The 13,430-nt window shown below is 45.5% G+C and carries 12 protein-coding genes; 10 read left to right on the top strand and 2 right to left on the bottom strand.

Translation table 11 applies throughout. The features are described from left to right. Nucleotides 1–90 precede the first annotated feature (90 nt). The 3 genes from walK to FC82_RS07610 are packed head-to-tail and all read left to right on the top strand — an operon-like array spanning nt 91 to nt 4,113. Nucleotides 91–1,965, top strand: coding sequence for a cell wall metabolism sensor histidine kinase WalK (gene walK, locus FC82_RS07620; RefSeq protein WP_082620259.1), 1,875 nt, complete (start codon nt 91–93; stop codon nt 1,963–1,965). Then, on the top strand, nt 1,955–3,253 hold the full coding sequence (locus tag FC82_RS07615) for a YycH family regulatory protein (protein ID WP_054758866.1): 1,299 nt from the start codon (nt 1,955–1,957) through the stop codon (nt 3,251–3,253). Before walK ends, FC82_RS07615 begins: the two co-directional genes overlap by 11 nt. A 29-nt stretch (nt 3,254–3,282) precedes the next feature. Next, nucleotides 3,283–4,113, top strand: a complete 831-nt coding sequence (locus FC82_RS07610) for a two-component system regulatory protein YycI (RefSeq protein ID WP_056996654.1) — start codon at nt 3,283–3,285, stop codon at nt 4,111–4,113. A gap of 439 nt (nt 4,114–4,552) precedes the next feature. Here FC82_RS07610 and FC82_RS07605 read toward each other — a convergent pair whose 3' ends face one another. Further along, nucleotides 4,553–5,137 (bottom strand): NADPH-dependent F420 reductase, encoded by a 585-nt coding sequence (locus tag FC82_RS07605; RefSeq protein WP_056996653.1) that lies wholly within the window; start codon nt 5,135–5,137, stop codon nt 4,553–4,555. Between the two features lie 705 nt (nt 5,138–5,842). Between FC82_RS07605 and FC82_RS07595 the strand changes: the two genes are divergently transcribed. The 6 genes from FC82_RS07595 (at nt 5,843) to FC82_RS07570 (ending at nt 11,795) form a co-directional block, all read left to right on the top strand. Continuing rightward, the gene (locus tag FC82_RS07595; RefSeq protein ID WP_054758877.1) at nt 5,843–6,649 is read left to right on the top strand and encodes an MBL fold metallo-hydrolase; all 807 of its coding nucleotides are present in this window, start codon (nt 5,843–5,845) and stop codon (nt 6,647–6,649) included. Between the two features lie 227 nt (nt 6,650–6,876). Continuing rightward, nucleotides 6,877–8,133 (top strand): S1C family serine protease, encoded by a 1,257-nt coding sequence (locus FC82_RS07590; protein WP_412778485.1) that lies wholly within the window; start codon nt 6,877–6,879, stop codon nt 8,131–8,133. A gap of 498 nt (nt 8,134–8,631) precedes the next feature. Further along, the gene (gene rlmH, locus FC82_RS07585) at nt 8,632–9,111 is read left to right on the top strand and encodes a 23S rRNA (pseudouridine(1915)-N(3))-methyltransferase RlmH (protein ID WP_054758979.1); all 480 of its coding nucleotides are present in this window, start codon (nt 8,632–8,634) and stop codon (nt 9,109–9,111) included. 12 nt (nt 9,112–9,123) lie between these two features. Further along, entirely contained in the window at nt 9,124–9,705 is a 582-nt protein-coding gene (locus FC82_RS07580; protein ID WP_054758879.1) for a putative immunity protein, read from the top strand. 238 nt (nt 9,706–9,943) lie between these two features. Then, nucleotides 9,944–10,894 (top strand): ferrochelatase, encoded by a 951-nt coding sequence (gene hemH, locus FC82_RS07575; RefSeq protein WP_056996652.1) that lies wholly within the window; start codon nt 9,944–9,946, stop codon nt 10,892–10,894. A 352-nt stretch (nt 10,895–11,246) separates the two neighbouring features. After that, nucleotides 11,247–11,795, top strand: coding sequence for a TetR/AcrR family transcriptional regulator (locus FC82_RS07570; RefSeq protein ID WP_054758881.1), 549 nt, complete (start codon nt 11,247–11,249; stop codon nt 11,793–11,795). Nucleotides 11,796–11,870: 75 nt separating this feature from the next. Here the strand turns inward: FC82_RS07570 and FC82_RS07565 are convergent, their stop codons facing one another. Continuing rightward, nucleotides 11,871–12,698: a hypothetical protein gene (locus FC82_RS07565; RefSeq protein WP_056996651.1), complete on the bottom strand. Its 828-nt coding sequence runs from the start codon at nt 12,696–12,698 to the stop codon at nt 11,871–11,873. Nucleotides 12,699–13,094: 396 nt separating this feature from the next. On the opposite strand from FC82_RS07565, the gene FC82_RS07560 reads away from it, so the two are divergent. Further along, on the top strand, nt 13,095–13,415 hold the full coding sequence (locus tag FC82_RS07560) for a thiamine-binding protein (RefSeq protein ID WP_056996650.1): 321 nt from the start codon (nt 13,095–13,097) through the stop codon (nt 13,413–13,415). Nucleotides 13,416–13,430 lie beyond the last annotated feature (15 nt).

The following is a 13,430-nucleotide window of genomic DNA, read 5'->3' as shown; positions in this document are numbered from 1 at the left end:
ACCCATTTTGTATAAAACAATTTGGTGGCCGCTTTCGTCTTTATATATAGAAAGGACCTCACTTTTGGCTATTAAGGGGTAAGCAGTAACGTGAAACGAAAACTAAGATGGTACCAGTCGATTCAATTTAAGATTGCGTTTGTGTTCGCAATGATGTTAATCATTACGTTGGAAATTGTCGGGGCGGTATTTGTCCAGCAGCTGGAATCCCAGAACTTGCGGACTTTTAAGAACCAAATCTCGCTTCAACGTTACGTGAGCACGAACCTGACCAACGAGTTGTCACGGACGAATACGACGTCTGCAAATAAGCAGATTTGCATTCTTCTTTCTGATGCCAATATTCCGAGCACGGCGAATGCCGAAATTCGGGTGATTGACAACAAGGGCACCATTCGGGGGACCAATGAAGCTAATAATCAAACGATCGTTGGCCAGAAGACCACGGACAACGCGGTTAAAAAAGTGATTTATAACAACAGCGGCGGCAGTGAAGCCACCACTTACGATGCCGACACAAATCAGTACTACTACACGAAAATAACGCCTTTGATCAAACAATCCAGCGGGAGCAGTACGCCCGTTGGTGTTGTTTACATCAGGGCGAGTTTGAAGAACGTTTATAACAGTATCAGCCAGGTCACGACCATTTATTTGCTGGCCGCCATTATCGCGGTCGGTCTGGGACTGATTTTGTCACTAGTTATTTCCCGGGCAATTACTGTCCCCATTACTGAAATGAAGGAACAGGCGCTGCGAATTGCACGTGGTGATTATTCCGGTCAGGTTAAAATCTACGGAAACGATGAACTTGGCCAGTTGGCAAGTGCCGTTAACAACCTGTCTGTTCGTGTGGAGGAATCTCAGGAATCGACCGAGTCTGAGCGACGACGGCTGAATTCGGTTATGGCGCACATGACCGACGGGGTTATCGCCACCGATCGCCGTGGGAATGTCACAATCATCAACGAAACCGCCGTTGAATTTCTGGATGTTGATTCAGACCAGGCAATCGGCCGATCAATTCTTGATATTTTGAATATTCGTAAACAATATACATTGCGTGACCTATTGGAAGACCCGGATGAAATTATGCTGGACTTTTCAACGGACGACCACGACCTGATCCTGCAGGCCTATTTCTCACTGATTCAGCGAGAATCCGGGTTTATTAGCGGGCTGGCTTGTGTGCTGCACGATGTCACTGAACAACAAAAGATTGACGAGGACCGTAAGCAGTTTGTTTCGAACGTTTCTCATGAACTGCGGACACCGCTGACCAGCGTGCGTTCGTATATTGAAGCTCTGTCAGACGGTGCTTGGAAAGATCCTGAGATTGCCCCGAAGTTCTTGAAGGTGACCCAGGAGGAAACTGACCGGATGATTCGGATGATCAACGACCTGTTGACCCTGTCACGAATGGATTCCGGAACACAAAAACTGAATCTGGAACTTGTGAACCTCAATGAATTGTTTAACTACGTCCTCAACCGTTTTGATATGATCATCGACTCCAACGAGCAAAACGACCGTTCTGATAAGCACTACACCATCAAACGGGAGTTTACACAACGTGATTTGTGGGTTGAGATCGATACCGACCGGTTTACCCAAGTATTGGATAACATTATGAATAACGCCATCAAGTATTCGCCTGATGGTGGGGTGGTGACCTGCCGCCTGATCGAAACGCACAATAACGTCATCATGAGCATCGCTGACCAGGGTCTTGGGATTCCGCGAGCCGATATTCCGCACGTGTTCGACCGGTTCTACCGAGTTGATAAAGCACGGTCGCGGGCACAAGGCGGAACCGGCTTAGGGCTGGCTATTTCCAAGGAAGTTGTCCAGTCGCTGGGCGGCAAGATCTGGGTCGAATCTCGTGAGGGTCACGGCTCGACCTTCTACATTTCGTTGCCGTATGAACCTTATGATGAGGGGGACGATCTCTGGGATGAAGATTAGACAATTATTACTGCCGACTGGTCTCGGCGTTGCCTTGGTATTGAGCTTGGTACTGTCTGGCATGATGTGGACCAACCCGGCCCACTCAAACGGCAACAGCGGCACCAAGGTGACCAAGACCAGCGATAATACGAGCAACGCGACGTTCCAGGATATTTACCTGCCGTCTTACATTATTTCGACGAGTAAAACGGGCAAGCAGCAGACCTTGACCAACAATCGCATCAACATCGTGTCTCAATTGCGCGATAAGATGAGCCGGTTTAAATCTACCGGGACGACATCAATCAGTCAGGGCTCCAGCAGCAAGTATTTAAAACAACTGCACCGAAAGAACAGCCTGTTGTTGAACTATGAAACGTCAATGACCGTCAATTTCTTTCGAAAAGTGTTCCAGAATCAGTTGAAGATTCCCAATATGCGGTTTAATCGTGTTCAGCTGCTTTTGAATGATTCGAAGCATCTGTATTTGTTAAACGATAAAAACTATCACATCGAACGTGTGACGTTGAAGGGGAACAACTCCAGTAAACTCAAGAAAGTTTTGGCCGATCAGATGGTCAAACATGAAGTGGATATCAAACTCTTAAATGGCAAGCCGCTGGTTTATTATCCAAAGGCCGTTAAATTGAAAAATTACAGTTTTCAGTTGACGCAACAGACCGAGACTTACTATGCCAATCGTATTATGACGAGTAACAACAGTAACAGTGTTCAGGTCAAACGTCGGAAAAACAAAACCGAGTACAACGACCGTGGCTTTCGTCAGATGACGGTTGATAAGAGCAGCGATACGGTGACCTTTACCAACTACAATTCGAAATCCGGGTCTGGCAGTTTCCTATCAACGATGAACCATGCCTACCAGCAAATGGTCATGGTTGGAATCCCGATGGACAGTATTCGGCTGTTCTACTATGATTCCGGTAACGATACCACCATTTTCCGAACGTACGTAGGCGGGGTGCCGGTCTTTGACCAGTCCGGTTTCGGTGCGGTTCGATTCAGTACGCTGGATCAGACCTCGTACCGCATGTACTTCTCACTGGATAGTTTACAAGTCCCAATTCCACCTGAGCGTTCCACCACAACGCTGATTTCAATGAAGACGCTTCTAACTGAACTTAAGAATGCTGGGATCAAACAATCCAAGATCACCAACATTAAGTTGGGCTATGAGTGGTCTCGGGCCACCGACATGAAAAGGGCGGTTAACCTGTCACCAACATGGTATGTCTTAATCAACCATCAGTGGGAAACTTACACGGACGCTATCAATGGTGACTAAACCATTTTTGGGGGAAGGAGGACCAACTCGTGAACTTTAAACGAATTTTGGGGATTTTCTTAATCATATTCATCGCTATCGACGTGTTTTTGTTTGTCGTCTATAATCGCAGCAGTGTTACAAATTCGGACACATCCAGCAGCAGCAACATTCTGGAAGAAATGCGCAAGGATCAAATTAGTTTCAGTAAACCCGCAAATGATACGCACGAGGGGTTCTACTTTTCTGCGGATAATTCTTCGACACTGCGTCAACAAGCCACCGGCCTGCAGCAGCAGTCATACCGCTTTGATGGGACGGAACTCGTCAGTGAATTCAAGCGCAGCATCACTGTACCAACAGGCAAAACGAAAAAGACACTGGACAAGGTCGTTAATAACCCGGTTCTGGTTGCCTTTGGAGATTCCTACAGCTACAGCAAAAAGTTGTCCACTAAGACCGAGATCGTTTATGTTCAGCGAGTTGCTTCAGGTCCGGTATACTCAAAGTATGGCCAGATCCGTTTCACGCTGAACAGCGAGCGCCGTGTCGTCGGCTATAGTCAAAACTACCTAAGCAACGTCAAGCTGCTGAAGGAAAAAACCAAGACGATTTCCGAAAAAAAGGCGCTGACTTGGCTTTACCAATATAATGAATTGTCAAACGGTGCCAAGATCGACTGGGACAACTTAGCCTACACAAGGTTGCTGACAGCCCGCGGCCAGTACGTGTTCATCCCAACTTGGGTGTTCGCGGTCCGAATGAGCGGTTCGTCCACAACGATTCTGAAGCGGGTGAACGCTTACACGGGTGAGATTATTAAGACCGGGAGTTCGAATCAGAGCAGCAATTCTAATTCGGAGATATTTACGATTAATTAAGAGAGTGTGGAGCAGGGCGCATTGAGGGCGGAGCGTAAGGCACTTCGACCCAAAAAGTCAGACCCGGACTTTTCGGGCCGAAGTGCCTTACGTAGGAGCCCTCAGCCCTGCGAAACACGTTTCAGCAATGTAAACTAAAATTAATTCGCCAAAAACGCCCTGCAGACAGAAACAGAAACCAAATAGTAAAAAAACCGCTTAACAATCAATTCCGATGAATCAATTGCTAAGCGGTTTTTTAGCGCCAAATTTCAACATTAATTTAAGCCAACTTTATGGTTACTTAAGTAAAATAAACATCGATTATTATGGCCATCGCTGTGCCTAACGATGGTCCAATCAGGAATTCGTGTTGACGGGAGGTTACATGGGGCACAACAATAAAAACGACCCGGTGTTAGGTACACCAAGTCGTCATGTTACACAGTATTGATTAGCGTTACTCTTGCGTTTGGATAAAGTGCGTTCCTGAAAGCGGGGCACCAAATTCCATCATTGGGGAAGCCTCTTTTAGCGTCCCAAGATCGACGGGTGCAAAGCCCATTTTTTCAAAAAGAGCGGCTGCCGTTTTCTTACTGTCGGCATCGTCACCACCATAAAACAGTACCCGCTTGCCGGCTGCTGTTTCACCAGTGATATAACGTGCAAATAGCGTGTTAAAAGCCTTGATCACGTGGGCGCCTGGCGCTAAATGTGCAACCAGTTCGCTACCGGGATATGCGGGATCAGTGCGGGAATCTGGTAGTTCATTTGTGGCATCGATGATGATCTTACCAGTCCAATTTGGTGTTTTTGCCAAGGCATCGGCGACACCTGGACGTAAAACGGCCAAAATAACGATGTCCTGCTGACCGGCTTCCGCTGGCGTGCCGGCCTTAGCCTTTGGTCCGAGTGCGTTAATCAAGCCTTTGAGTGATTCTGAACCGTGGTGATTGCTCATGATGACAGTGTTGCCTGCGTCAATCAAGAGCTTGGCGACTGCTTCACCAATGTGGCCGCTTCCAATTACGCCAATTGTTGCCAATAATGTCACGTCCCTTACTTTTTTGCTTAGTCTATGCGCTTGGTTAGAATTGGTCAAATGATTGGTTTGAGGCGTTGTGAATTTTTCTATTGATAACTGTAGGAAAGGTCCGATCGAGCTGGTGCAATTAGGTAAAGTAGCTGAAACGCGCTACAAGAGGAAAGTGTATTGCGCGGTCTTCAAGCGCCTCTTTTTGCAGTTGATTATTTTATTTCAGCTAAAGACCCGAATGATCAGGCGCATTCAATTTATATTGTCGAAACGTGCTCCTGAGGGGCAGGGGGCTCCTGCATAAAGACAACATGGCACAAAAACCAAGCCCGGGTTTTTCTGCCATGTCGCCCTTTAAGCGCCTCTTTTTGCAGTTGATTATTTTATTTCAGCCAAAGGCCCGATTGATAAGGTAAAGCATATTCAATTTATATTGTCGAAACGTGCTCCTGAGGGGCAGGGGGCTCCTGCATAAGGGCAACTGGGCACAAAAACCAAGCCCGGGTTTTTCTGCCCAGTTGCCCTTATGCTCCGCCCCCTAACCGCCCTTCTTCCGCACTCTATAATTGCCTTTTCTCCAAAAATGCGGTGTAATAGTAAACGACTAATCAATTAGCGAACAGCTGATTAAAAAAGTTCTCGCACACGATTTTTAAAAAGGTTGCGTGCGTCACCGGATTCAAGTAATTAAGGCAAAAGGAAGTAGAGAAATCGATGGAAAATGAAGGGCTAAAGGTTTGTGTGCTGGCTAGTGGGAGTACTGGCAACTGCACCTATATTGAAACAAATGAACACAAGGTGCTGGTGGATGCTGGGCTGAGCGGCAAAAAAATCGAAAATCTCATGGCTTCCGTTGGTAAGGACATGCAGGACGTTGATTCGCTTTTCGTGACCCACGAACACAGTGATCACCGCAAGAGTGTTGGTATCCTTGCTCGCCGGTACCCCGGCTTAAACGTGTATGCCAACGAGGGTACCTGGGACGCCATGGCACCGAAGATCGGCAAGGTGGCCACTGAACAGAAAAACCTGTTTGCTCCGGATACCACGTTGAGTATGGGCGATTTGGACGTCGAAAGTTTTACGGTATCGCATGATGCCGTAGAACCTCAGTTTTATGCGTTTCACAGCGGCGGCAAAAGTTTCGTTATCTTGACGGATACCGGCTACGTCTCAGACCACGTAGAAGGCGTTATCAGCAACGCTGACGGTTATCTGATGGAATGTAACCATGACGTGGAAATGTTGCGGATGGGCAGCTATTCTTGGCCTCTGAAGCAACGCATCCTTAGTGACACGGGTCACTTGTCAAACGAGGATGGGGCTGACGTCATGATGGACGTCTTGGGTAACCGCACGAAACGCATTTTCCTGGGTCATTTGAGTCAGGAAAACAACATGAAATCGCTGGCTCACCTGACCGTTGCTTCTATCATGGAAGACCATGATTACGGCGTGGATCACGATTTCAAGATTCTTGATACAGATCCGGAAAAAGCGAGCGGGTTAGTCACGCTGTAATCAAAGTGCAGCACTCGCCTAAAATGCCAAGAAACTCACTTTTCAAATCTAGTTTTCTTGACTGATTAGCTTAAAGTCGTAAGGGTTACTTATGAAAAACTTATACATTTGTGCAATCATTATTCAAACATTTTTCATAACTTGCCTTTAAAATAGATATTAATAACGTACCGTACAAGGGTACAAATGAGAAGTTAAGGGAGGGAAGCGCATTTTTGCGCGATGTAATGGATAATCAACCGGAATCAAACGAACCAGAAGAACCAAAACGGTCAAACAACCGTGGGATGTTAACGAAGGTCGCTGTTACTGCGTTAGTTGCAGGGGCAGTTGGCGGTGGAGCCGTTTATGGTGGCGCCACATACATTAGCAACCACAATTCAACGGCTGTACCAAGCGGCTCAAACAGTGGCGGAACGGCGAAAACCAGCACCCTTAATGTCAAGGTGAATTCACAGGCGTCAAAGGTGTATAAAGCCGTTAAACCAGCTGTTGTGTCCGTGATCAATTTACAAAAAGAAAGTTCATCATCGACCGGCATCAGCGGGTTATTCGGCAGCAGCAGTTCTTCAAGCTCCAGCTCAAGCAGTTCTCTTGAAACGAGTTCTGAGGGGTCTGGCGTCATCTATAAGAAGTCCGGCAACGCCGCTTACATTGTGACCAACAATCACGTGGTTTCCGGTTCAAACGCCTTGGAAGTTGTTTTGAGCAACGGGAAGAAACTGACTGCTAAATTAGTCGGTAAGGATTCTGTAACCGACCTGGCCGTTTTGAAGATCAACGGGACGGATGTTAAGAGTGTCGCCACCTTTGGGAACTCCAACAACATTGAAGTTGGGGAGACCTCACTGGCTATTGGGTCGCCACTGGGCACCGATTACGCATCATCACTGACGGAAGGAATCATCTCTGCCAAGAAGCGTTCGGTTACCACGTCAAATGGGACTGCCACCGTTATTCAAACGGACACGGCGATTAACCCCGGGAACTCTGGCGGACCGCTGTTGAACCTTGAAGGGCAGGTCATTGGGATCAACTCGATGAAACTGGCTACCGACAGTGAAGGAACCAGCGTTGAAGGGATGGGCTTTGCTATCCCAAGTAACGAAGTCGTTAAGATCATCAACCAGTTGATCAAGAACGGGAAGATTGTTCGTCCCGCACTGGGTATTAAGTATGTTGATCTGTCAGAAATTTCCTCGTCACAACAAAGTTCCGTCTTGAAGCTGCCATCAAGCGTTTCAAACGGGGCGGTCGTCATGACGACACCGGGTTCAAGCACACCTGCTGGTAAGGCTGGCTTGAAGAAGTACGATGTCATTACCGCAATTGATGGTAAGAAGGTTACTTCGACCACCAGCGTACGTGATCTGTTGTACGAGCACAAGGTCAACGACACCATCAAGCTGACTTATTACCGGAGCGGTAAGGAAAAGACGGTTAGTGTGAAGTTGACGGAAACCACTAGTCAGCTCAATAACTAATCATTAAAGAAAAATGAACTGAAAACGCAATGATCGGCTAACCGGTTATTGCGTTTTTTCGTGGTTTGAAAAAGTCGAATATTCGTTTTATATAGAATTGGGAAGGTAGGGTGAAATCGGTCGTTCGGAATTTTAAATGCGAATGTAGTAAGCGGATTCTCCGGATAAATTTCGAAAATCGGTGTTATCCACCACGTCCTGTGGATAACTTTGGGGATAACTCGAAAACGGTGATGAGACCTGTTATGAACAGGCTGAGTCGCTTTTTTGTTTTAATTTATGAACACCCTGTGGATAACTAAAACGTCAATTTGTCAATTTTTGATGAAAACGTTGCTATCACGCGGTTTGTTAGGTAAAATAGAAACTGAAAACAGGGTGAAACCTAAAATTGGTATACCTAAATTGGTATTAAATCGGTCTAAGAAACGAAAGAGCTATCATGTGAATAAGCCTGTGGATAACTTTGTGGATAAGTCGGATGAGAAAGGGAAATTTATGAACATTAAACTCGTAGTTGTTGGGAAACTAAAAGAGAAGTATTTTAAGCAGGGCATTCAGGAATACGCTAAACGCCTGTCACGCTTCTGTAAATTCCAAATTGTGGAGGTGCCGGACGAAAAAGCACCCGAATCGTTAAGTGATGCTCAAATGGCCCAAGTGATGGAAAAAGAGGGTGACCGCATCCTGGATAAGATCAAGGACCGGGAGTACGTCTTCGCGCTGGCCATTTTAGGTAAGGAACGTACTTCGGAGGCGTTTGCGAAGGAGATCAAGGACTTGACGACATACGGTCACTCAGACATTACGTTTGTGATCGGCGGGTCACTGGGGCTGGACCCTGCTGTTTTAAAACGCGCGGATACGCAGATTTCGTTTGGTAAATTCACGTTGCCGCACCAGTTGATGCGCTTGGTGCTGACCGAGCAGATTTACCGGGCATTTATGATCAATGAGGGCTCACCATATCATAAGTAACAAGGCGCTCAAATGTATTGGTCTGGAAAAGAAGCCGACAAGTCAAAAGGGGTGATTCGGGTGGAGTTGAACGATTATTCTTGGAATCAGCATGAGCGTGAAATTAAGGCGGCCGCTGGTAGGCTGTCTACTCCGGTAAAAATTTCGCTTAATGATGATCCGGCATTGCGTGAAACGTTAATAACGCAGCTTGAGTTTTTGACCCACGCTGAACTAATGGTTTGGGCGCTCAGGGTCGCCCAGCCGTTTCTGCACTATTTTGATGCGGCATTACGTTCTGATCCAAGAATTCAGTTGGGCGAAACGGCTTTGAAACAACGCAGTGCTGGCCAAATTAGTGCTGGCGCTCTTCGGCAAATCGGGTTTCGTGTGAATGACATCGCAAAGGCGTCCCAAACGGCTACCGGTAAGTTTGCTGCACGCACGTTTGCCCAAGCCGTTGCTACTGGGCACATGCGCGGACATGCTGCGGCAGCCAGTGACTATGCGATAAAGACCATTAACTTGCTGAAACCAGATGATTTGGCAGCTGTCAGAGTTGAGCGTCACCGGCAGCTGAGACTTGTTCAGTGCGTTTTGAAAGAGAACGCGTAAAAATTGCGGTATGATTAGTTTAATTGCCGGATTAGAGTCCGTTGAAGCGATACCGCAGTCACACTGGTGAAAGACGCGAAATATTGCGTCTTAGTACTGGGGGCCGTTACGCTGCTGTGGACTGGGGGTTTCGCAATCAGTTAGGGAAAACACGGCAGTTGTGGGCACCGGTATGGGAGCCGACACACTCGGTTTTCATGAAATGAGGAGCGGGGGAATCCCGCATGGAGGGATACATATGAAAGGTGTTTTATTGATTAATCTAGGAACGCCGGAGGAACCAACGGCACAGGCGGTTCGTCGGTATTTGGGGGCGTTTCTCAGTGACCGGCGTGTTATCCAAATGAACCCAATATTTTGGCAGCCGATTTTACATGGCATGATCATGCCGTTTCGCGGCCCGCGTTCGGCCAAACTTTACCAAAAAATCTGGACTGATGAGGGCAGTCCGTTGTTAACGATTACGAAGGCACAAGCGGAACAGCTGCAAACACTGCTGCCTGAACAACGTGTCCGTTTCGCGATGAGCTATAGCCAACCGTCGATTGAAAACGAGCTGACAGCCATGACGCAAGCCGGCGTCGATGATTTAACGATTCTGCCGGCTTACCCGCAGTATTCGACCACCACTGTTGCCTCGGTGCTGGACAGCGTGCACCGGTTCTATCTGCATCAGCAATCCAGCCCAACGCTACACCTGATCAGCAGCTATTGCCACGAACCGGCCTACCTTGATGCGCTTGCCAACAACATTAAAAACCAGCTGGAAAAGCACCCGGTTGAGCACCTTGTGTTCTCCTATCACGGCATTCCTGAAAGCTACGCACAGCAGGGCGACCCCTATGCAAAGGAGTGTACCGATACGACAGCGGGGGTTGTGGCACGTTTGAATCCTACCGTTCAAGTCAGCCAATCATATCAGTCACAGTTTGGGCCGAGTCAGTGGCTTCAACCGAGCACCCACCAGACCCTAGTCGATTTAGCTCAGGGTGGCACACGTTCGGTGGCGGTGATTACGCCCAGTTTTATCGCCGATTGTTTGGAAACCATTTCAGAAATCGGAATCGAAAACAGAGGTTATTTTGAAGACGCTGGCGGTACCGAACTGGTCCGGATCAAACCGGTAAATGAGGACCCTGCGTTTGTTAGCGCATTGCGCGATATTGTGGTTGTTAACCAGCGGCGGTAGCAATGATGGGAAAGTAAATCAACTGATTGTACTTATTTAAGCTATCGTCATACACGGCCAGATATAAATAAATTCAATGTAAAAAAGGGGTTCAATCAGAAACGGTACTTCATGTTTCTGACTGAGCCACTTTTTTTGCAGTGATTAAATTGCCTTATTCATGTTTATGCTAATAACGACTGACAACGTGACCGTTTAAGTAGACAAAATAATCTTGCCCCAAATAGGTGCCGGCGCCGCGCTTTTTTTGAGCATAGTAATCCATGCGCGTACCCAGTTAATGCAACACGTGTTGCTTTTGACGTGACTATGCTATGATAAAGATGTGTTTAATGGATAGGGAATGATGACAATGTCTCGCAAAGATACAGATAAATTGATTATGACGGAATTCGGCAAATTATATGAAAAACGAACGATTACTCAAGTAAGCGTTAAAGAGATTGTTGCTAATTGCCATATTAACCGGACGACTTTTTATAAGCATTTTTATGATGTTTATGACGTTCGTGACCAAATGGAAAATCAATTCATTGATAATTTTACGAATACAATCAAGGAAAATTTCCAGGCTGGTTTTTCAATTGAAAACGTTTCTTATTATTTCGTGAAGATACTGGAAAGCAATGACCCGTACTTTAACGTTTTACTGAAAAGCCCAGACTCATATCATACAATTGACCGATTAACCGAGAAATTGGAGTCGTTTTTTCGTGCTCAAATGGCAATTCATGAGAATGAAATGACAGACTATATTTTAAATTTTTATATTTCTGGCCTGTGTTCGATGCTAATTGAACGGACAAGGAAAGGAAAAAAGATGAGCTCAGAGCAATTAGGTGGGTTGTTGGAAACAATTCTGACAAAGGGAATGTACGTTACTTTAGAGCAATATAATTAAAAAATGGCGCTAAAAAGTCGTAGTCAATACAACTACGATTTTTTAGTGATTTGTCAAATAATGAAAAATGAAATTTTACTTGTTTTGTTCGTCATAAGCAGCCTTGATCCAGTTACTAAACTCAATTGCCAGATGCATTTTATGCTGTTCAACAAGTTGCGCTGGAAATTTATCTGAGAAATAAAGGTTTAAACTTGCGATAAACCCTTTTTCAGTTGGTTTGAATTGATGGAAGGCAGTAATACCAGAATAGTTGCCAGTTTGTGAGTCAGTTCCAATGACACACAGGACAATTGGATAATTTTCCAAACGTGGTGCCGGAAAATCTTTTTTATCGGTTGTGGTGTGAAGGATATAGCGCATCGGTTTTTCATACATTCCCATTGTTTCGATTAATTCTTGGTCACCACTTCCGTCAGGATTCGTATTTGTAGAAACATAGTGGTCCGGATTTGCAATTAAGATACCACGAATGGCATTATCATCTTCTGACGCTTTTTGGTGGGCAAAAAATTGTCCAAATTGTTGTGCTGATAAACCCTCAATTTCGATAGTCGTCTGAGAAAGGTTATAGTGGATTTCTTTTTCATTACTTGCATTATATTTTTGACTCATCCAATTTGTTTCGGGAAGTAATAGGGCTAACATATTTTCGGTGCCAGTGTCTAATTTCAGGGAAACAAGTGCATTTTTTAAATCTTCTAGGGAAGCGTCCTTTTCCTCGAGCAATTTATGCATAGACTTCAACTGAGGTGCGACTTTATGGCTCAACTCTGTATCAGATTCAATGAGTTGAAGCAAATCACTTGCAACTGCAATTGTACGCTCTAACTCTGCCGAATGGATTGCTGAAAAAGAAACTGGCTTTTCATCAATGGTAACTTTCATTTTTAATGCTGTCATTTTTAACAACCTCCTAAATATTATAGGCAACACGTGTTGCCTTTTACGGTTATTATCTTATGACGTTGGTAATGCCTGCTCAAGCAACAATGTTGACTAATATGTTGCCCTGACACTGCTGGTTTCACTGGAAAAACGAATGATTAAGACATTAAATTTTTTGTTTTGACCATACTCTTTGTTCGGTTAAATATACCGTTAAGTGACTTTGAATGTTGCTTAATTTACCACCAATTTCAGTTAAATTAAGCTATTCCGCTTTAGACGATAAAACTGACATAATTGCTACAAAAGTTTCACGTGAAACTTTCTATTCACTCATTGCCCAAAGCAGAAATTCAACGTACAATAAATCTGATTCTTTCACTAAAAGTCGATTCAAAAGGAGATACGAATATGGCAAATGCAGTAATGGCAATTCAAGTTTTACCAAAGGCGGACTCAACGAAAGAAATGTTAAGACTAGTGGATGTGGCAATTGCTGAAATCGATGCAAGTGGGCTTTCTTACGAAGTTAGTGCTTTTGAAACTACGGTCGAAGGGGATTTGGACGACCTCATTAAACTGCTCCATAAAATTCAAATTTCCGTTACTGAAAGTGGTGCGGCCAGCATTAGCAACTACATTAAGCTGTCGTATGCGCCTGAAGCCCATATTTTGACGACTGATGAAAAACTGGCCAAGTATCGGGCACACAACGAAGCGCAACAAGGCTAATCGTTGGTAGCTAAG

Source organism: Secundilactobacillus collinoides DSM 20515 = JCM 1123 (assembly GCF_001435975.1).
GTDB lineage: Bacteria > Bacillota > Bacilli > Lactobacillales > Lactobacillaceae > Secundilactobacillus > Secundilactobacillus collinoides.
Note: the sequence above shows the minus strand (reverse complement) of the source record. Positions and strands in the feature narration are given on the sequence as shown.